This is a genomic window from Streptomyces sp. NPDC002676 (assembly GCF_053592455.1).
Genome location: NZ_JBSFVT010000001.1, coordinates 963968 through 983803, shown reverse-complemented (window position 1 = coordinate 983803; position 19836 = coordinate 963968). Strand labels below are relative to the sequence as shown.

General features: G+C 69.9%; 13 protein-coding genes. 8 read left to right on the top strand and 5 right to left on the bottom strand.

Annotated features, from left to right (window positions below; all coding sequences use genetic code 11):
• Positions 1 to 24: 24 nt before the first annotated feature.
• Positions 25 to 1941: a hypothetical protein gene (locus ACWD3E_RS04640; RefSeq protein WP_451386060.1), complete on the top strand. Its 1917-nt coding sequence runs from the start codon at positions 25 to 27 to the stop codon at positions 1939 to 1941.
• Positions 1942 to 1966: 25 nt separating this feature from the next.
• On the opposite strand, the gene ACWD3E_RS04635 is transcribed toward ACWD3E_RS04640, so the two are convergent.
• Positions 1967 to 3496, bottom strand: coding sequence for an FG-GAP and VCBS repeat-containing protein (locus tag ACWD3E_RS04635; RefSeq protein ID WP_451386059.1), 1530 nt, complete (start codon positions 3494 to 3496; stop codon positions 1967 to 1969).
• A gap of 145 nt (positions 3497 to 3641) precedes the next feature.
• Between ACWD3E_RS04635 and ACWD3E_RS04630 the strand changes: the two genes are divergently transcribed.
• From ACWD3E_RS04630 to ACWD3E_RS04620, 3 genes are all read left to right on the top strand, one after another.
• Positions 3642 to 4538: a metal-dependent hydrolase gene (locus ACWD3E_RS04630; RefSeq protein ID WP_451386058.1), complete on the top strand. Its 897-nt coding sequence runs from the start codon at positions 3642 to 3644 to the stop codon at positions 4536 to 4538.
• Positions 4538 to 5587 (top strand): PDR/VanB family oxidoreductase, encoded by a 1050-nt coding sequence (locus ACWD3E_RS04625; RefSeq protein WP_451386057.1) that lies wholly within the window; start codon positions 4538 to 4540, stop codon positions 5585 to 5587. Before ACWD3E_RS04630 ends, ACWD3E_RS04625 begins: the two co-directional genes overlap by 1 nt.
• A 69-nt stretch (positions 5588 to 5656) precedes the next feature.
• Positions 5657 to 6346, top strand: coding sequence for a TetR/AcrR family transcriptional regulator (locus tag ACWD3E_RS04620; RefSeq protein WP_451386056.1), 690 nt, complete (start codon positions 5657 to 5659; stop codon positions 6344 to 6346).
• A gap of 7 nt (positions 6347 to 6353) precedes the next feature.
• On the opposite strand, the gene ACWD3E_RS04615 is transcribed toward ACWD3E_RS04620, so the two are convergent.
• The 4 genes from ACWD3E_RS04615 to ACWD3E_RS04600 form a co-directional block, all read right to left on the bottom strand.
• A complete protein-coding gene (locus tag ACWD3E_RS04615; RefSeq protein WP_451386055.1) occupies positions 6354 to 6719 on the bottom strand; it encodes a 5-carboxymethyl-2-hydroxymuconate Delta-isomerase in 366 nt (121 codons plus the stop codon).
• A gap of 32 nt (positions 6720 to 6751) precedes the next feature.
• Positions 6752 to 12157 (bottom strand): pullulanase-type alpha-1,6-glucosidase, encoded by a 5406-nt coding sequence (gene pulA / locus ACWD3E_RS04610; protein ID WP_451386054.1) that lies wholly within the window; start codon positions 12155 to 12157, stop codon positions 6752 to 6754.
• 195 nt (positions 12158 to 12352) lie between these two features.
• Positions 12353 to 13735, bottom strand: coding sequence for an alpha-amylase (locus ACWD3E_RS04605; RefSeq protein ID WP_451386053.1), 1383 nt, complete (start codon positions 13733 to 13735; stop codon positions 12353 to 12355).
• 163 nt (positions 13736 to 13898) lie between these two features.
• Positions 13899 to 14150, bottom strand: coding sequence for a HEAT repeat domain-containing protein (locus ACWD3E_RS04600; protein WP_451386492.1), 252 nt, complete (start codon positions 14148 to 14150; stop codon positions 13899 to 13901).
• 603 nt (positions 14151 to 14753) lie between these two features.
• Between ACWD3E_RS04600 and ACWD3E_RS04595 the strand changes: the two genes are divergently transcribed.
• From ACWD3E_RS04595 to ACWD3E_RS04580, 4 genes are all read left to right on the top strand, one after another.
• Positions 14754 to 16043: an extracellular solute-binding protein gene (locus tag ACWD3E_RS04595; RefSeq protein WP_451386052.1), complete on the top strand. Its 1290-nt coding sequence runs from the start codon at positions 14754 to 14756 to the stop codon at positions 16041 to 16043.
• A gap of 147 nt (positions 16044 to 16190) precedes the next feature.
• Complete coding sequence (locus ACWD3E_RS04590; protein WP_451386051.1) at positions 16191 to 17189, top strand: carbohydrate ABC transporter permease; 999 nt, start codon at positions 16191 to 16193, stop codon at positions 17187 to 17189.
• A 12-nt stretch (positions 17190 to 17201) separates the two neighbouring features.
• Entirely contained in the window at positions 17202 to 18113 is a 912-nt protein-coding gene (locus ACWD3E_RS04585; protein ID WP_451386050.1) for a sugar ABC transporter permease, read from the top strand.
• Positions 18114 to 18178: 65 nt separating this feature from the next.
• Entirely contained in the window at positions 18179 to 19828 is a 1650-nt protein-coding gene (locus tag ACWD3E_RS04580) for a glycoside hydrolase family 13 protein (RefSeq protein ID WP_451386049.1), read from the top strand.
• Positions 19829 to 19836 lie beyond the last annotated feature (8 nt).

Below are 19836 nucleotides of genomic sequence, written 5' to 3'. Positions count from 1 at the left end.
AACGGCTCGCTCGTTCTTCATGACGTGCAGTCACAGGATGTAGCCCAGCGTCACGCAGCCGCCTCCGCCGCCGGCCCGGTCGGCGTCGAGCAGGCCGAGGCCGCGCTCGTCGAGCACTATCCACGGCTGGTCCGGCTCGCCTACCTGGTACTGCCACCGACCCTCGGCCGGGGCCGCCGGGTGCTGACCGCGCACGCGCTGGCCCAGCGGGCCCTGCCCCGGGGCCGTAAGCAGACGTCCCTGATCCCGGCCCAGCTCTCCGGCCGGGACGGCGACCCCCGGTACGCGTACCTGCGCGGCCGGGTGCTGCGGGCGGCTCTGGACGCCTCGCGCCCGCGCAAGGGCCTGTCCCGGCTGTCCCGACTTCCGCCGCTGCTGCTGCCCCAGGTGTGGGGCCTGCGCCTGTTCCCGCGCTCCGGCGGCGCCGACGAACTCGCCCTGGACCAGCGGCTGTCCGCGCTGTCGGCCACGGCCCGGGCCGCATACGCGCTGCGCGGCCTGGACAACCTGCCCGACCCGGAGGTCCGCAACGCCCTGAAGGCCGCCGGGATCAGGTACCCCGAACAGGCGCTCGCGGAGGCGAACGGCGTACCCGCGGAGTACCACCTGCTCTCCTCCCCCGAGTTCGACGCCTGCACCCTCCAGGCCCGGCCCACCGACCTGATGCGGCGCCGCCAGCACACCAAGGCCGCGCTCGCCGCGGCGGCGGCGCTCGCGGTGTGCGGCGCGCTGGTCGCGATGCCGGGCGGCGGCTGGGGCCCCGACGGCGCCGCGGCACCCGCCTACGCGGCGAACCCGGCCGCCGAGGCAGCCCTCGACCCCGGCAAGCTGACCCTCGTCTCCCCCACCAGGTGGGAGTCCGCGAGCCGCACCGGCTTCTCGGTGTGGCCGGCCCGCGGCCCGCTCACCGGCGACACCGGCCTGCTGCGCCGCGCCCTCGCCGTCTGGGCCCGCCCCGGGGCCACGGTCCGCGTCTCGGCGACCCCCGGCACCCAGACCGGCGGCCCTGCCGGCCCGCCCCAGCTGCTGTACGCGGGCCTGGTGGACAACGCGCGCGTGGTCCTCCTCTACGACGGCCTGCGCATCGCCCGCTACGCCGAGCCGAAGGACAGCACCGCGGGTGCCGCGCTCGACCTCGCCCGCGCCGACGGCGCCTCCGGGGTCGAGGCGAGCGCGCTCGTGCTGGGCCGCTCCGACGGCAACGTGCGCTATCTGACGGCCCCTTGGGTGCGCAAGGCGGCCGTACGGGACCTGATGAAACCGGATACGGCGCCCACGGACCTCTCCGTCACCGACGGCGTCACCGCGCCGGTCGCCAGCCCCGCCCTGCGGCCCGGCAGCTGCACCTCCTGGGAGGTCCTCCAGCTCGCCGACGCCTCCGGCACCCACCTTTCGACCGACCTCGGCGAGCTGGTCCCGACCCACCTGACCGCCGGGCACCCCGGCGAGACCGGCGAAGCGGCCGATGCCGAGGGGCTGCGTACCTGGGCGCCGTTCGCCTGCTCGCTGGCCGCGGAGCGCTCCGCGGGGCTCCGCAGTGTCAACGCGTGGGGCTTCGCCGACCAGCCGCTGCCCGACGGGAGCGGGGCGGGTCAGTGGGTGTGCACCCGGACCGAGACCTGGCGCGGCGACGGGACGACGACGCTGGCCCAGTTCCGCACACCGGGCAGCGCGGTCGGAGCGGCGGTGGCCAAGGGCACCGACGTGCCGGCCTGCGGGCCGCGCGATCCCCATGTGCTGGCCGGGGTGCTGTGGAAGTCCAGGGCGGGGAACTGGTTCCTGCTGGCCGCGGGCAGCAAGGACACGGAGTCGATCCAGACCAGCGGCGGGATCACCGCGGCGGGACAGGGGCCGCTGCTGACCGTACGGGTCAAGCAGGGAACACAGGCGGGCCTGAAGGGGACGCTCGAGGACGGCACGTCGATCGACGGGCTGCACTGAGGTCCCCTCCGGGCTCCGCCCGCGGTCAGCGGTTGAAGGACTGGCCTATGTTGAGGAAGCCGTCAGCCGGGAGATTGAGGCTGGTCGGGGTGAACTCCTTGGAGCCGGTGGCCGTGATGCCCGAGGCGCTGCCCGGGAGCATGTACAGACCGCCGGTGTGATGGCCCACCCCCATCGCATCGACGGCGAAGACGCCGATCATCGCGTCGGAGCGGCCGTCGCCGTTGACGTCGGTCGTCTTGACGCCCGCGCCGAACTGGCCCTCGGCGATCGGGGCGCCCGGCACGCCCGCCGTGTTCTGGGTGAACGCGACGGAGCCCTGTCCCGTCACCCCATTCGGGCCGCCCGGCAGGACGGTGACCTTGCCCGGGTTGTTCAGGGAGCTGTGGTTCTCGTCGGGGCTGGTGGCGATCACGTCGAGGTAGCCGTCGCCGTTGACGTCACCGACGGCGACCTGCTTGCCGAAGTGGTCGGAGCCGGCGTCGGAGTTCGAGTCGGGCACGCCGGGCGTGTCCTGGTTGAAGTGCACCGGCTTGCGGGTGGCGTCCTGGCCGTTGGCGCCGCCGTAGACGACAAGGAACTCGCCCTTGTGGTTCAGCGCGAACGGCTGCGGGACGATCACGTCGTCGTGCCCGTCGTGGTCGAGGTCGCCGGTGACCAGGCGCTCGCCCTCCCGGTGGTACAGGTTGTTGCCGACCTCGTTCTTCAGGTAGCCGACGTCCGTGAACCCGTCGGTGCCCCCGCGCAGGACGTGGATCTTCTCCGTCTGGCCCAGGGCCATGGTGTCCCAGGACACCAGCAGGTCGGTCTTGCCGTCGCCGGTCAGGTCGCCGGTGGCGAGCATGACGTCGGCGTAGGCGGGGTGGCCGGTGTCGACGCCGAGCGGCTTCATGGACGCGGCCCAACCGGTGTGGGAGATGGGACCGAAGAGCACCGTCCCGGCTTCGCCGCCACGGCCGTTGGCGACCACCAGGTCCCGCTTGCCGTCGCCGTTGAAGTCGCCGGACGCGAGGTCGGTGCCGGTCAGGAGGCCCTGGCCGGAGGGGGTGCCCATCTTGAGGTTCATACTGCCGTAGTTCGTCAGCCCGTTCGGGCCACCCCAGATGATCTTCACCTGGCCGACGTCCTTCCAGGACCCGGCGCGGGTGGTGTAGTCCTCTCCGGGACCGGAGACCGCCAGGTCGGCGTAGCCGTCGCCGTCGAAGTCGCCGGTGGTGGTGGCATGGCCGTACCAGTCGCCGGACTCGGCGACGCCCTCCGAGCCGTAGGTGCCCTCGGTGATCAGCTTGCGGTGGCTGCTGCTCAGGCCGCTCGCCGAGCCGTACATCACCATCACCGCGCCGCTCTTGTCGAGCGTCGGGGTGGAGCGGAACGGCAGGTTGAGGACGACGTCGCTGTAGCCGTCGCCGTTGAAGTCGTCCGCGATCTGCTTGGCCGGGGCCGGGGCCGGGGCCGGGGCCGCGGTGGCGGCGGGCGCCGAGGCCAGGGTGAGGCCACCGGCGGCCAGCGCGGCCGTGGCGGCGCAGGCGAGGACGCGTTTGAGGGGCAGGTGCACTGCGGGTCTCCTGTGAGCAATATGCGGTTGGCGCGTAAGTGACTTCCACACATGGCGCTTGGTTGCACGGAATCGACGGATCCGTCTACGAAGACGTCGCCGCACGAGGGTTCCCCTCGGACTTACTCCTCAGTACATTGACGGCATGTCTAACAAGCAGGCCCGGCCGGTGGAGTCCGAGCACATCGCACTCAAGGCCCGCAACGTGTCCTTCTCGTGGAAGGACACGCCGCTGCACTGGGTCCCCGGCGACCCCATCACCACGCACACCATCAACGTGCTGCATCTGCTGCTGCCCGCGGGCGAGCGGTGGTTCGTGCACGTGTACAAGCAGGTGCTGCCGCTCATCCGGGACGAGCAGCTCCGCGAGGACGTCGTCGGGTTCATCGGGCAGGAGGCCATGCACTCCCAGGCCCATGACGAGGTGCTGCCGCACCTGCGGGAGCAGGGGCTCGACCCGACGCCGTACACCGCGCAGGTCGACTGGTTCTTCGAGAAGCTGCTCGGCGACCGCACGCTGCCGCCCGGCCGGGCGCGCCGCTGGTGGCTGCTGGAGCGGGTCGCGCTGATCGCCGCGATCGAGCACTACACGGCCTTCCTCGGCGACTGGGTGCTCAACGCGGCCGAGCTGGACCGGCGCGGCGCCGACCCGACCATGCTGGACCTGCTGCGCTGGCACGGCGCCGAGGAGGTCGAGCACCGCTCGGTCGCCTTCGACCTGTTCATGCACGTCGACGGCAGCTACCGGCGCCGGGCGCGCACCTGGGCGACGGCGTTCAGCGCGCTGGTGTTCATGTGGCAGCGCGGGACCCGTTTCTTCATGGAGAACGACCCGACCCTGGTGAACGGCAAGGCCGGCTTCAAGGAGTTCTACCTGAGCGGCCGGGCCGGGACCCTGCCCAGCACCGGCGCCATGCTGAAGTCGATCCCGCGCTACCTGAGCCGGACCTACCACCCCTCCCAGGAGGGCTCCACCGCACAGGCCGTCGCCTACCTGGCCTCCTCCCCCGCCGCGCTCGCCGCCGAAAAGGCGGTCTCGTGATGCCGAAGCTGCGTACCGTCGCGCTCGTCGCGGGCGCCGCCGTACTGACCCGGCGGGCCCTGCGCCGCCGCGTCCAGGCCTCGCCGCTGTGGCCGCTGCCCGCCCTGGACCCGCCGATCTCCGGCCGGCCGCGCTCGCGCGCCATGCGGCTGCTGCTCACCGCGCACGAGTCGATCGCCGACGGGGTCGTACAACTGCGCCTGGAGGGCACTCAGTTGCCGCGCTGGGAGCCCGGCGCGCACCTCGACGTGGTGCTGCCGTCGGGGCTGGTACGGCAGTACTCGCTGTGCGGCGACCCGGAGGACCCCTCGTCGTACACGGTCGCCACCCGGCTCGTCGAGGACGGGCGCGGCGGCTCCCGCGAGGTGCACGAGCAGCTCGCCGAGGGCATGGAGCTTGAGGTGCGCGGCCCCCGGAACCGCTTCCCGCTGGTGGAGGTGGAGTCGTACGTCTTCGTCGCCGGCGGTATCGGCATCACCCCGATCCTGGCGATGCTGCGTTCCCTGCCGGACGGAACCGACTGGCGGCTGCTGTACTGCGGGCGGACGCGGGCCTCGATGCCCTTCCTGGAAGAGGTGGGCAAGCTCGCCGGGGACCGGCTGACGGTCGCTGCCGAGGACGAGGTCGGGCGGCCCGACCTGGACGCGCTGCTCGCGGAGGTGTCCCCCGGGACGGCCGTGTACTGCTGCGGCCCGGAGGGCCTGATGGAGGCGGTCGAGGCCAGGCTGCCCGAGGGCGCCACGCTGCACCTGGAGCGGTTCGTGCCGCGCCTGTCCACCGAGGGCAACCAGGCCTTCGAGGTCGAACTCCGGCGCAGCGGGCGGACGTTGACCGTCGAGGCCGACACCACCGTGCTGGCCGCCGTACGCCGGGAACTGCCCGACACCGCCTACTCCTGCCGGCAGGGCTTCTGCGGCACCTGCCGGCAGCGGGTCCTGGCGGGCGAGGTGGAGCACCGGGACGAGCTGCTCACGGATGCGGAGCGTGCCGACTCGATGCTGATCTGTGTATCGAGAGCCAGAAGTGAACGTCTTGTGCTCGACATGTGACGCTTCTCTGTGAACGCCGAGGTCGGTCCGGCCCATTGGGGGGCCGGCTCCGATCGGTAAGGTGTTCGCATGAGTACCGGGGTTCGCCGCAGGATGGGCGTCGAGGAGCGGCGACAGCAGCTGATCGGTGTCGCCCTCGACCTGTTCAGCCGACGCTCGCCCGACGAGGTCTCCATCGACGAGATCGCGACCGCGGCGGGTATCTCGCGGCCCCTCGTGTACCACTACTTCCCCGGCAAGCACAGCCTGTACGAGGCCGCGTTGAGGCGTGCAGCGGACGATCTGGCGGCCCGGTTCGAGGAGCCGCGCGAGGGCTCGCTCGGGGCCCGGCTGCTGCGTGTGATGCGCCGCTTCTTCGACTTCGTGGACGAGCACGGCCCCGGCTTCTCCGCGCTGATGCGCGGCGGCCCGGCTGTCGGCTCGACGGCGACCAACGCGCTCATCGACTCCGTACGGCAGGCCGCGTACGTCCAGATCCTTGCGCACCTGGACGTGACGGACGCCTCCCCGCGCCTCGAAATGGTCGTCCGCTCGTGGATCTCGCTCGCCGAGTCGACGGCGCTGCTCTGGCTGGACGGCCGGCGCATCCCCCGCGCCGAGCTGGAGCTCCAGCTCGTGCACGACTTCGCCGCGCTGGCGGCGGTGAGCGCGGCCTACGACGAGGACATGGCCACGCTGCTGAAGCGGATGGTGGAGAACGAGCCGGCCGACGGCCCCTTCGCGGAGCTCGCCGGCCGGCTGCTGTCCCTGGCGCCCTGAGGGCCCGCTACCGGTCGAACTTCCGGTACGAGGGATCCAGGTCGCGGACCTCGGCGGAGGCGTGCAGGGTGACGCCGTCCGCCGGTGTGATGTGCTTGCGGAGCAGTCCCAGCGTGGCCTCCGTCAGCCTCGCCTTGGTCTCCTCGCTGCGGCCGGCGAGGAGACCGATGGTCACGTGGACGATGGCGGGCTGCCGGTCCATGGGTTCGTATCCGTAGGCGGAGAGCCCGTCCCGGAACAGCGTCTTGCAGGACTCCGGCTTGGCCGCCGCGATCTCGACGGCCGTTTCGTGCAGGGCCCGTGCGAAGCCGTCCATGTCGAAGGCGTCCGAGTCCTCCAGCACGGCGGTGTAGTCGACGGTGATCTGCGGCATGGGCACTCCTGTTCTACGGCGACGAGCCGACCCTACTGCCCGGCCCGCGTGAACACCGCCACCGTCCGCGCCGGGACGGTGAACGTGCCCGAGTCGGCCGCGTAGGAGGAGGTCTTCACCACCTCGTCCGCACCGTCCGCCTGCACCGGGTGCAGCTTGTACGGCGTCCCGGCCAGGGCACCGATCCGCTGCTCCTGCGCCTGCGGGGTGGCGTTGAAGACGACGACCAGGTCACCGAGCTGCATGGTGATGACGCCCGGCATCTCCTCCTTGCCCGACAGCGGGAAGGACAGCTGGTCCTGCACCTGCCCGGCCGTGCCGAGGGAGAAGGCCTGCTCCGTGGTACGGATCTTCAGCAGGTCCCGGTAGGCGGCCGAGGCGCCGTCGATCTGCGGGCAGCCCACCTTGACCGTGCCGAGCAGCGGCCTGGCGTAGTCCCACTTGGACTGGTTGCCGGCCGCCATCGGCAGCCCCCGCCCGAAGCCGTTGCCGTCGGCGCAGTTCCAGTGGATGGCGTTGAACCAGTCCCCGCTGTCGAAGGAGTTGCGGTCCAGGGACTTCGAGCGCAGCAGGTCGCTGCCCGCCTGGGAGAGGGCCGGGCCCTGCGAGAGGGCGGCGGTGGCCATCGCCAGGACCTGCATGCGGGCCCGGTCGGACGCGGAGGTGTCCTTCGGGAGCTTGTAGGTCAGCGCGTCGAACAGGGACTCGTTGTCGTGCGCGTCCACGTAGGCGAGGGCGTCGCCGGGCGCGTCCGCGTAACCGGCGGGAGCGCCGTTGTAGTCGACCTCGGCGCCGGTGACCTCCTTGCCGTCGTCGTCGGTGAAGTGGTACTTCGCGAGGTTGCCGGTGAGCCCGATCTTGATCAGGTCCTGGTAGTGCAGCAGCCGGGCCTTCTGCTCGGCCGGAGTGCCGTTCGCCGTCGAGGAGTTGGGGTCGGTGTACAGCCCGGACGCGAAGCCCTGGATGCCGGGGTCCGAGTCGAAGGGGCCGCCGCCGCGCACCGCGTCACGGGCGCGGTCGGAGAAGGTGGCGATGCCGGTGCCGGCCATGTTCTGCTGCGTGGCCTGCACGAACCGGGCGTCGTTCGCGACCTCCCCGAAGTTCCAGCCCTCGCCGTACAGGATGATCTTCTTCCCGTCGACGCCGTCCTTGTCCAGGGTCAGCGCGTCCAGGGCCTTCCTGACCGCCAGGATGTTGGCCTTCGGGTGGTGGCCCATGAGGTCGAAGCGGAACCCGTCGACCTTGTACTGCTTGGCCCAGGTCACGATCGAGTCCACGACCAGCTTGCCCATCATCGCGTTCTCGGGCGCGGTGTTGGCACAGCAGGTGCTGTTGGCCACGCTGCCGTCGGCGAGGAGCCGCTGGTAGTAGCCGGGCACGATCTTGTCGAGGACGGAGGTGTCGGCCTGGCCGGCCGCCGCCGTGTGGTTGTAGACGACGTCCATGACGACCCTGAGGCCGTCCTGGTTGAGCGACTGCACCATCTGCCGGAACTGCACCGTACGGGCAGTGCCGTCGGGGTCGGTGGCGTACGAGCCCTCGGGGACCGTGTAGTGGTACGGGTCGTAGCCCCAGTTGTAGGCGTCCTTGGCGGCGGTCTTCGCCACGCACTCCTGCTGCTTCTCGGAGTCGGCGGCGTAGGAGGCGAGGTCGCAGTCGGGGGTGGCCTGGTCGGCCTTCTTCTCCGGGATGGTGGCGATGTCGAAGGCGGGCAGGAGGTGGACGTACGACGTACCGGCCTCGGCGAGCTGCCGCAGGTGTCTGGAGCCGTCGCTGTCCTTGTCCGTGAAGGCCAGGTAGGTGCCCTGGTCCTTCGCCGGGACGGAGTTGTCCGCGACCGAGAAGTCCCGGATGTGCAGCTCCTGGATCTGCGCGTCCTTCAGCGGTACGGCCTTGGGCTTGCGCAGGGCCGACCAGCCGTGCGGCGCAAGGGACTTGTCGTTCAGGTCCACGACGAGGCTGCGCTCGGAGTCGGCGGTCAGCGCGACCGAGTAGGGGTCGGTGACCGTGTTGGTGACGAGCTTTTGGACGCTGGGCGCCCAGACCTTCACGACGTACCGGTACGGCTTGCCCTTCCAGTCCGCCGGACCGGTCACGGACCAGACGCCGGTGGCCGCGTCCCGGTGCATCGGCACCGTACGGCCGTCCAGCTCCAGCTGCACGGACTGCGCCGTCGGCGCCCACACGGACAGGGTCGGCTTCCCGTCGTGGAACACCGGACCGAGCCGGGCCTTGGTCGCGCCCGGGTAGAGGTCGTCCAGCACCCCGGCGATCTGCACGCCGGTCGCGGCCGGCACGGCACCGTTGGCGGACAGCTGGGAGGCCACGAGCTGGCCCTTGACCGCCTCGCGCACCCGGTCCCGGTCGCGCGGGTCCACCGACCAGGCGGTGTAGTCCTTCAGGTGCGGGAACTTCGCCTTCTGGGCGTCGGTGAGCGTGGTCTTCGTCAGCCGCAGCCAGCGCTCGTCGTCGCTGGTCAGCGCCCCGTCCTTGACGGCGATCGACCCGTCGTGGGAGTAACGCAGCTGGGTGGAGGCGGCGCCGTCGACGCCGTTCCAGGCGAGGGTGTTCCGGTCGATCCAGATCGCCTTGGAGGTGGTCAGGTCGAGCGCGGCCGAGCTGCCCGAGGGCTGCGGCAGCAGGTACTTCTCCTGCCCGTTCAAGAGCCACACCTCGTGGCCGTTGCTCTTGAGGTCGAGCGACTGGTCGGAGGCGAGGTCCTTCTCGTCGCCCTTGTGGATGATGTAGCTGAGGCTGGTGGCACCCTCGGTGAGCGGTACCTCGAAGACCGCGCCATAGGCATCAGTCTTCACCGGCTGCAGCGGGTTCGACCAGTCGGTGGGGTGCGCGGCACCCGTCCAGACGTGCAGGCCCCAGCCGTCGTAGTCGCCGTCGGCGCGGTGGTAGTGGAGGACGGCCTTGGACGTGTCCTGCGCGGGATGGTCCGGCCGCTGGGTGAGCACGTCGGCCTTGCCCTGCTCGATCCACACTTCACCGGTCTTGGTGACGTCGATGCTGCGGTCGGCGGAGACGTCCTTGGTGCCGTTCTTGTCGATGACGAGGAAGCCGACGTTGGAGGCGCCGGGCTTCAGCTTGACGTAGGCGAAGGCGCCGTACGCGTCGCGGCCGGTGAAGGGGTGGCTGGCGGGCCAGTTCGTGGCCTCGCCGTCGGCGATGTCGCCCCAGGCGTACAGGCCCCAGTCGGCGTAGTCGCCGTCGGTGCGCTTGTAGTGGACGATCGCGTAGTCCCGCGAGGAGGCCGTGGGGACCTGGGGCGCGGGCGGGGTGCCGGTGGTGCTCTCCGCCATCGCACCGGCGGTGTGCCCGGCGGAGTCGATCACGACCGCCTTGTAGCGCAGGGCGGTGCCGGCCGGTACGTCCTTGCCGATGACCTGGGTGACCTTGTAGGGGGCGTGGTCGGCGGAGCCGAGCGTCCGCCACTGGCCGCCTCCGACCTGGGCGGCGAAGACGACCCGGTTGAGCTGACCGCCGTCGACATCGGCGCTGACGTCCACGGTCCCGGTGGCTCCGGCGGCCGGGGCCTTCAGGGTGAGGGTCGGCTTGGCGGCGGGCTGGTCGAGGGTGCCGGTGGCCTTGTAGACGACGGCGGAACCGGCCGGGACGGTGACGGTGACCTTGCGGTCGGAGTCGGACTTCAGCGCATCGGAGGTCCCGTAGATGCCCTGGTACGACATGCCCGCCGAGCCGGTCGTGAAGGTGGCGGACCTCTCGTCGTCGGCATTGTTGAGGGCGACGACGTACTCGGCGCCGGTCGTGGCGTCCGTACGGGTGAAGGCGTAGATCCCGGCGCCGTCGGCCGCGTACCGCTCGGTCTGGACGCCGTCCGTCAGGGCCGGGTTGTCCTTGCGGAGCGTGGCGAGGTCGGCGATCTCCTTGTACAGCGGTGCGCTCGTGTCGTAGGAGTCGCTCGCGTGGGTGCGGTCGGTGCCGATCTCGTCGTCGTCGAGGTAGTCGGCGACCTTGGAGGCGAACATCGTCTGGCGGGCGTCCTTGTCGCCGCCGGAGCCGGTGAAGCCCTGCTCGTCGCCGTAGTAGACGACGGGGTTGCCGCGGCTGAGGAACATCAGCTCGTTGGCGAGCTTGTCCTTGCGCAGGATCTCGGCGTCCGTGGCCTTCGGGTTGTCCTGCTTGAGGAAGTACCCGATGCGGCCCATGTCGTGGTTGCCGAGGAAGGTGACCTGCTCGTACGCGTTGGCCTTGTCGGTCGTGTACTTGTAGTCGTCACCGAAGACGGAGGCGAGCCTGCGCGCGCTGCCGCCCTGGGAGGCGTAGCCGCGGGCCGCGTCCTGGAAGGGGAAGTCGAGGGTGGCGTCGAGGCGGCCCTGGGTGACGTACGGGGAGGTGATGGACGCGTCTGCCGAGTACACCTCGCCGAACATGAAGAAGTTCTTCCGTCCGTGCGCGGCGGCGTACTTGTCCAGCGCCGTGGCCCACTGGGTCCAGAAGTCCGTGTTCACGTGCTTGACGGTGTCGATCCGGAACCCGTCGACGCCGAAGTCGCGGACCCACCGCTCGTAGATCTTCTCCATGCCCTGGACGACCTCGGGACGCTCGGTCCACAGGTCGTCCAGGCCGGCGAAGTCGCCGTAGGTGGCGGACTCTCCGGCGTAGGTCGAGTCGCCCCGGTTGTGGTACATCGTCGGGTCGTTGAGCCAGGCCGGGACCTTGCTCTCGCTGGTGACCTTCGGCGTGCGCGGGAAGGAGTCGGCGTCGACGGCGGGGAACCTGCGCGTGCCGTCGGCGTAGTCGGAGTCGTCGAAGGGCCGCCCGTCCTTGGTCAGGTAGGGGAAAGCGCCCTTGGACAGGTAGTCGTAGGACTTCTCCTCGTAGTCGACGACGTCGGCGGTGTGGTTGGTGATGACGTCGAAGAAGACCTTCATGCCCTTGGCGTGGGCCTTGGAGATGAGGGTCTGGAGGTCCTTGTTCGTCCCGAAGTGCGGGTCGACCTGGGTGAAGTCGGTGATCCAGTAGCCGTGGTAGCCGGCTGAGGCGTTGCTGCCCGTGCCCTGTACCGGGCGGTTCTTGAAGATCGGGGCCATCCAGATGGCGGTGGTGCCGAGGCCCTTGATGTAGTCGAGCCGCTTGGTCAGGCCCTTGAGGTCGCCGCCCTGGTAGAAGCCCTTGTCGGTGGGGTCGTACCCGGTGCTCGTCCGCGAACCGGTCAGGCCGCCCTTGTCGTTGGCGGTGTCCCCGTTGGCGAAACGGTCCGGCATGACGAAGTAGAACTGCTCGCGCGTGTCGTCGTGCCGGGCGGGCTGGGCGGCGAGCGTGGCGTCCGAGGGGGGCGCGGGCGGGGTGGCCGCGTGCGCGGCGAGCGGGGGGACGAGCGCTGCGGCGAGGGCGACCGCGGTGGCTGCCGCTGCCCGTCTGACGTGTGGGGTTCGGCGCGTGCGGGGCGCCGGCCATCTCGGTATCACAGGCGAGAACTCCTAGCGATTACGGCTCTGTTGGGTCCGACCCAAGGCCGCGGCACGGCTTCGATGCCGGACGCCGGCGCGACCGTATCGCCAACGAAAGGTTTACAGCAAGAGGCTTGAAACCCATCGCAATATCTTTCAAGCGACGCCGGGACGAACCGCTCGTGCACGACGGGCAGTTCGTCCCGACCGGGCTCAGCAGCTCGACTTGCCGGCGTAGATCGCCAGCGCCGTGTTGCTGCCCAAGGTGGCGGTGAACTGCCCAGTGGAGTTCACCGTCACCGTCGTGTTGTTCTGGACATTGCAGTAAGTGCCCGCGGGCAGTGACGTCTGGTAGGTGCGGGTCAGGGACGACGACTCGTGGTTGATCGCCACGTACCCCTTGCTCCCTCGCCCGAAGGCGATGGCGTTGTTGCCGTTGTCCCACCAGTTGGTCACCGACTCGCCGTGGGTGGCGTTGCGGAAGGCGACCATGCGGATGATCTCCGGCCAGGCGTGCTGGCACTTCCAGCCGTCCTGCCAGCAGGCGTTGACCGTACCGCCGCTCGGCGGGCCCGCGTCCACGTCCGTCCATTCGTAGCCGGAGTTGATGTCGGGGGCGCCGTAGGGGTAGGCGAGCATGAAGACGTTGGCCAGGGTGTAGTTGGCGCCGTCCTTGTAGTTCAGGGTGCTGCCGTTGCGTTCCGTGTCGTGGTTGTCGACGAAGACGCCCGCCACCGAGCTGCTCAGGTAGCCCCAGCCCTCGCCGAAGTTCGTCAGGTAGGCGAGCTTCTCGTTGTTGAAGACCCGCTTGAGGTCGTAGGCGTAGCGGAACTCCTGGACGTCGCCGTTGCCGGTGTACTCCGACGGCTGGACGGCCTCGTTGGCACCGTAGATGACCTCCTGCTTCCAGTAGACGGAAGGATTCGTCAGGCGGCTCTTGATGTTGGCGAGGTCGGCTGCCGGGATGTGCTTGGCCGCGTCGATGCGGAAGCCGTCGACGCCCAGGGTCAACAGGTCGTTCATGTAGCCCGCGATCGTCTTGCGGACGTACTCCTCGCCGGTGTCCAGGTCGGCGAGGCCCACCAGTTCGCAGTGCTGGACGTTCCAGCGGTCGGCGTAGTTGGTGACCTGGGACATGCAGTCGTCGAAGTCGTAGACCGAGTACAGGCCGGGGTAGTCGTACTTCGTGTACGACGAGCCTCCCGTGCCGGTGCCCGAGCCTGCCGACATGTGGTTGACCACCGTGTCGACGACGACCTTCAGGCCCGCCGCGTGGCAGGTGTTCACCATGTTCTGGAATGAGGTGCGGTCGCCGAGGCGGCCCGCGATCTTGTACGACACCGGCTGGTACGAGGTCCACCACTGCGAGCCCTGTATGTGCTCAGCGGGTGGGGAGACTTGGACGTAGCCGTAGCCGGCGGGGCCGAGAGTGTTGGTGCATTCCTTGGCGACCGAGTCGTATTTCCACTCGAAGAGGACGGCGGTGACGTCCTTGGTGCCGGGCGGGGCCGCCTCGGCGATGCCCGCGGGGAGGGTCAGTGAGACCGCCATGACGGCCGCGAGTGCGGTCGTGGCGGCCAGAGTTCTCCTGGCCATGTGCGCTCCTGCACGTCTTCGTGCGCATGGGGATGTGGGGTGTGGGGGTGAGGTGTGGGGTGGGGTGGGGCGGACCGTATCCCTTGCCGTCAGGTTTCAGCAAGATGTGGAAAGGGTTGCGGGCAGCCGGCCAACTCACCTGCGGTGTATACCAGCCCGCCTCTTACGGATCGTCATGGTCGCCGGCCAGGTGCCGTGGCGCGGGTTCGAGGGCCTGGCCCGCGCCGGGTGCGCAGGTGTCGCCCTTGCAGCGGTCGCAGGCGAGGGTGTGGAAGGCGGCGGTCCTGACGCGGGCGTCGGGGTCGTCGGCCATGACGATGAGCAGGCTCATGGACTCGGTGTCGACCAGGTGGTCGAGGAGGCGGCAGCAGCCCTCGCGGACGGCGGGGTCCGCGTAGCGCAGGCCGGCACGGATGGCGGGCAGGGCTTCGGCGCCGCGCCGCAGCAGTGCGCTCTAGGTCCTGTATTCCCGTCGCCCGCCGGAAGGGCGGGCCCCGCGGCGGCGATGGGGGTGCCCCCGCGCGAGCGTGTTCGAGCGTGGGGGAGCGCGCGATCGCAAGGCGCCGGCAACGCGGCGAGCGGGCGTGCCAGGCGTCGCGGGGCAGGCGGAATCTGACGACAGGGCCTAGGCCACGGTGGCGCTGCGGGTCGCCCAGGCAGGAGACGAGAGCTTCGTTGCCGGTGCCGGCGAATCCGAGCATGGGGCGAGTGTCCGGGCGCGCGCCGAGCGGCCCGGCAACGGGATATCCCTCTGCGGTGCCCCTGGGTGACCGGTTGCATACCCGTGGAAACGAGCGGCCGGTGGCGGCCCGCGTACCCGTCGCCCCAGCCCAGACGACACATGCCGGTAACGGAAGCGTCACGCTTGCGGGATCTGCCAGAAAGTTTCTTGCAACGTCTTTCGCAAGGACTTGCAGGCCTGTTAATTTCCATCCGCGCCCGGCGGCCGTCGATGGGACAGACGGCACCCGCGGTCTTCCCAAGGGATGATCCGGGCACCTCTCTTCTAGGAGCTCATATGCGACGTGGCATATCGATCGCCGCCGCGGTCAGTGTGATCGCCCTCGCCGCCACCGCCTGCGGCAGCTCGGACGACAACTCGTCCAGCACCCCGAAGGACCCCAAGGCCGTCTCCGGCACGATCACGTACTGGGACACTTCGGACGCGGCGACCGAGGCCCCGGCGTACAAGGCCCTGATCAAGCAGTTCGAGGCCAAGTACCCGAAGATCCACGTGAACTACCAGAGCGTCCCGTTCACGGACGTGGAGCAGAAGTTCAAGTCGGCCGCGAAGAGCGGGAAGGGTGCCCCGGACGTCGTCCGCACCGACGTCGGCCTCATGGCGGAGTACGCCTCGCTCGGCTACATCGCCCCGCTGGACGGCACGCCCGCGCTGAAGAACACCTCGGACTTCAACGACGGTCCGATGAACACCGCCAAGTACAACGGCAAGACCTACGGCGTCCCGTCGGTCACCGACACCCTGGGCCTGCTGTACAACAAGGCCCTGTTCAAGAAGGCCGGCATCGCGAAGGCGCCGACCACCTGGGACGAGTTCATCGCCGACTCGAAGACCATCAAGAAGAAGACCGGGGCCTACGGCACCTACGTCAACCCGGACTCGTACTTCCTGCTCCCGCTGCTCTACAGCAACGGCGCGGACATGGCCGACCCGGCCGCGAAGAAGATCACGATCAGTGACGCCAACGCCGTCACCGCGCTGACCACCGCGAAGAAGATCTACGACGAGGCCTCGATGAAGGTCGACTTCGCGAACGCCTACCAGAACATGCAGACGGCGTTCAAGACCGGCAAGATCGCCATGCTGGTCCAGGGCCCGTGGTCCGTCAGCGACGACCTGAGCGGCTCGGCGTTCAAGGGCAAGGAGTCGGACCTCGGCTACGCGCCCGTCCCGGCCGGTGCCGGCGGCAAGGCGCAGGCCCCGACCGGCGGCCACAACCTCGCGGTCTACCAGGGTTCGAAGAACCTGGCGGCGAGCTACCTGTTCACCGAGTTCATGACCTCGACGCAGAGCCAGGTCACGATCGCGGAGAAGACCGGCACGCTGCCCACGCGCAAGTCGGCCTACACCTCCGAGGTCACCGCCAACGGCAAGATCGCCGGCTTCAAGCCGATCCTTGAGCAGACCGCCCGCCCGCGGGTCGCGCTGGCGCAGGTCGGTTCGCTCTTCACGCCGCTCCAGCAGAACTACGCGAAGATCCTGCAGGGCGACGCGTCGGTGAAGTCCGGCCTGGACGCCACGGCCAAGGAGTTCAAGGCGCTCCTGCCCGGCTACTCGATCGGCTGACCACACCGGCCGTAGACGGTAGGCCGTAGCCGAACGGCAACCGAAGACCACGCAGCCCCGGGGACAACTTTCCCCGCTGCCGCCCCGAACGGGGCTCCCCGGGGCTGCGGGTATCCCCAGACTTCCGCCGCGAAAGAGCCGATGAGGATGACGACCGCAGCGAGCACCGGACAGACCGAGAAGACAGCGCGAGACGATACGTCCTCGCGCCCCGCGCGCGTTTCGGCGCTCAGGCGGTCCTGGGACAAGTACTGGTACGCCTGGGCGATGGTGACTCCGGTCGCCATCGTGATCGGCGTGCTGGTGCTGTATCCCCTCGGGTACGGCTTCTACCAGTCGCTGACCGACGCGAACGAGGCGAACGTCGCCACCACGATCGGCGCCTTCCACCGCCCGGCGACGTACAAGTTCGTCGGCTTCGACAACTACTGGCACATCCTGTCGGGCGCGGACGGCGACTTCTATCCGCGGCTGGTGTGGACGATCGTGTGGACGGTGTCCTGCGTCGCCCTCCAGGTCGGCCTCGGCATGGGGCTCGCGGTGCTCCTCAACCGCAAGATGCGGCTGCGCGGCTTCTACCGCGCGATGCTGATCCTGCCCTGGGCGGTGCCGTCGTTCATCGGCGTCTTCGCCTGGCGGCTCATGCTCAACTCCCAGTACGGCGTCTTCAACGACATCCTCACCTCCGTCGGCCTGCCGGCCCAGGACTGGCTGGGTACCTCGCTCGCCCAGAAGGTCGCCGTCATCATGGTGAACGTCTGGATCGGCATCCCGTTCAACATGGTCGCCGTGCTCGGCGGCCTGCAGTCGATCCCCAAGGAGCTGTACGAGGCCGCCGAGATGGACGGCGCCTCGCCCTGGCAGCGGTTCGTCAACGTCACGCTGCCCGGACTGCGTCCCGTGACGAACACGGTGATCCTGCTGGGCTGCATCTGGACGTTCAACATGTTCAACGTCATCTATCTGCTGCTGGGCAACAACACCACCGGCGACACCGACATCCTCGTCACCTTCGCCTTCCGCAAGGCCTTCACCGGGATCTCGGACTACGCGGGAGCGGCCACGTACGGGATCATCATCCTCGCGCTGCTGATGGCCTTCTCGACCTTCTACCGCCGCAACACCCTGAAGTCCGAGCAGGCGTAAGGAGCCATCGTCATGACCGCAGCAACGCACGAGTCCGCCGCGCCGGCTCCCTCCGCCACGCAGTCCGCCTCCGCCGCCCGCCCGCGCAAGGTGCGCGGCCGTGAGGAGCGCGGCCTCGCGGCGTCGATCGCCCTGCACGGCACGCTGGTCCTGGCCACGGTGATCGCGGCCTTCCCCGTGGTGTGGATCCTGTTCATCTCGCTCGGCCCGAAGAACGCCTGGCAGCAGCCGAGCCAGGTGCTGAAGGACCTCAGCTTCCACAACTACAGCGACGTGCTGGCCCATTCGGACCTGCCGAAGTGGTTCCTGAACACGGTCGTCGTCGCGGGCGGCACCACGCTGCTCGGCGTGTTCCTCGCGGCGACGGCCGGGTACGCGGTGTCCCGGATGAAGTTCCCGGGCAGCCGACAGCTGATGTGGACCTTCCTGGTCACCCAGATGTTTCCCAGTATCGTGCTGATCGTGCCGCTGTACCTGCTGATGTCCGAGTTGAACCTGCTGGACAACTACCTCGGGCTGATCCTGGCGTACGCGACGACGGCGGTGCCGTTCTGCGCCTGGATGATGAAGGGCTACTTCGACACCATCCCGAAGGAGATAGACGAGGCGGGCCGGGTGGACGGACTGACCCCGTTCGGCACCTTCTGGCGGCTGATCGTGCCGCTGGCCCGGCCGGGTCTCGCGGTGACCGCGTTCTACAGCTTCCTCACCGCCTGGGGCGAGGTCGCGTACGCCACGCAGTTCATGCAGTCCGACCACTACACGCTCGCCGTCGGCATCCGCACCTTCGCCCAGGACCAGCGTCCCGACTGGGCGTGGACCTCGGCCACCGCGATCATCATCACCGTTCCGGCCGCCATCGTGTTCCTGCTGGTGCAGCGCAGCCTGGTCTCCGGTCTGACCGCCGGCGGCACGAAGTCCTGACCGCCCGGCCCGGCCCCCCTTCGCAAGCTTCTCTGTCGTTCCCCTCGCACCCCTAAGGGAATCCCATGACCCAGCACGTCACCGACACAGTCCCCACCGACACCTCCTCCGCCGCCTCCGGGCGCCGGGAGTGGTGGCGCGACGCGGTCATCTACCAGGTCTACCCGCGCAGCTTCGCCGACGCCGACGGCGACGGCATGGGCGACCTGCCCGGCATCCGCTCCCGGCTGCCGTACCTGAAGAAGCTCGGGGTGGACGCGGTGTGGCTGTCGCCGTTCTACGCCTCCCCGCAGGCGGACGCGGGCTACGACGTCGCCGACTACCGGGCCGTCGACCCGATGTTCGGTACGCTCACCGACGCCGACGACCTGGTGCGCGACGCGCACGCGCTGGGTCTGAAGGTCATCGTGGACGTCGTCCCCAACCACTGCTCCGACCAGCACGAGTGGTTCAAGCAGGCGCTGCGCGAGGGCCCCGGCTCGCCGCTCAGGGACCGCTTCCACTTCCGGCCGGGCAAGGGCGCGGACGGTGAACTGCCGCCCAACGACTGGGAGTCCATCTTCGGCGGCCCGGCCTGGACGCGGGTCGCGGACGGCGAGTGGTACCTGCACCTGTTCGCGCCGGAGCAGCCCGACTTCAACTGGGAACACCCGGCGGTGCACGACGAGTTCCGCTCCATCCTGCGGTTCTGGCTCGACCTGGGCATCGACGGCTTCCGCATCGACGTGGCCCACGGTCTGGTCAAGGCCGCCGGGCTGCCGGACATCGGCCACGACGAGCAGGTCAAGCTGCTCGGCACCGAGGCCGTGCCGTACTTCGACCAGGACGGGGTGCACGAGATCTACCGCGGCTGGCGGCGGATCCTCGACGAGTACCAGGGTGAGCGGATCGCGGTGGCCGAGGCGTGGACGCCGACCGTGGAGCGCAGCGCGCTGTACATCCGCCCGGACGAGCTGCACCAGGCCTTCAACTTCACCTATCTGACCACCGGTTGGGACGCGGCCGAGCTGCGTGACGTCATCGACCGTTCGCTCGGCGCGATGAACGCCGTGCACGCGCCCGCGACCTGGGTGCTGTCCAACCACGACGTGGTCCGGCACGCCACGCGCCTCGCGGAAGGGGACGAGGCGCGCGGCCTGCGCCGGGCCCGGGCGGCGACCCTGCTGATGCTGGCGCTGCCCGGCTCGGCGTACCTCTACCAGGGCGAGGAGCTGGGCCTGCCGGAGGTCGTGGACCTGCCCGACGAGGTGCGCCAGGACCCGGCGTTCTTCCGCAGCTCCGGCCAGGACGGCACCCGGGACGGCTGCCGGGTGCCGCTGCCGTGGTCGGGCACGAAGGCGCCGTTCGGCTTCGGTCCCGTCGAGGGCGGCCCGAGCTGGCTGCCGCAGCCGGCGGACTGGAAGCACCTGACGGTGGAGGCGCAGGAGGGCGACCCGACCTCGACGCTGGAGTTCTACCGCAGCGCCCTCGTGGTGCGCCGCGAGCACCCGGCGCTCGGCGCGGGCCGCCAGGTGACCTGGCTGGACAGCCCGGAGGGCGTGCTGGCCTTCCGCCGTGACACGGCCGAGGGCTCCTTCGTGTGCACCGTGAACCTCACCGCCGGCCCGGCCTCCGTGCCGACCCCGGGCACCGTGCTGCTGGCGAGCGCCGACGTGTCCGCGGGGGCCGAAATCACCGAGCTGCCCGCTGATTCCACCACGTGGTGGGCAGTCTGAGATGCGAC

Excerpts from the sequence above, each read along its gene's own strand:
- ACWD3E_RS04595 (WP_451386052.1), top strand. The coding sequence starts at position 14,754 with ATGCGACGTGGCATATCGATCGCCGCCGCGGTCAGTGTGATCGCCCTC.
- ACWD3E_RS04615 (WP_451386055.1), bottom strand. The coding sequence starts at position 6,719 with ATGCCGCAGATCACCGTCGACTACACCGCCGTGCTGGAGGACTCGGAC.
- ACWD3E_RS04580 (WP_451386049.1), top strand. The coding sequence starts at position 18,179 with ATGACCCAGCACGTCACCGACACAGTCCCCACCGACACCTCCTCCGCC.
- ACWD3E_RS04585 (WP_451386050.1), top strand. The coding sequence starts at position 17,202 with ATGACCGCAGCAACGCACGAGTCCGCCGCGCCGGCTCCCTCCGCCACG.
- ACWD3E_RS04605 (WP_451386053.1), bottom strand. The coding sequence starts at position 13,735 with ATGGCCAGGAGAACTCTGGCCGCCACGACCGCACTCGCGGCCGTCATG.
- ACWD3E_RS04590 (WP_451386051.1), top strand. The coding sequence starts at position 16,191 with ATGACGACCGCAGCGAGCACCGGACAGACCGAGAAGACAGCGCGAGAC.
- ACWD3E_RS04630 (WP_451386058.1), top strand. The coding sequence starts at position 3,642 with ATGTCTAACAAGCAGGCCCGGCCGGTGGAGTCCGAGCACATCGCACTC.
- ACWD3E_RS04620 (WP_451386056.1), top strand. The coding sequence starts at position 5,657 with ATGAGTACCGGGGTTCGCCGCAGGATGGGCGTCGAGGAGCGGCGACAG.
- ACWD3E_RS04625 (WP_451386057.1), top strand. The coding sequence starts at position 4,538 with ATGCCGAAGCTGCGTACCGTCGCGCTCGTCGCGGGCGCCGCCGTACTG.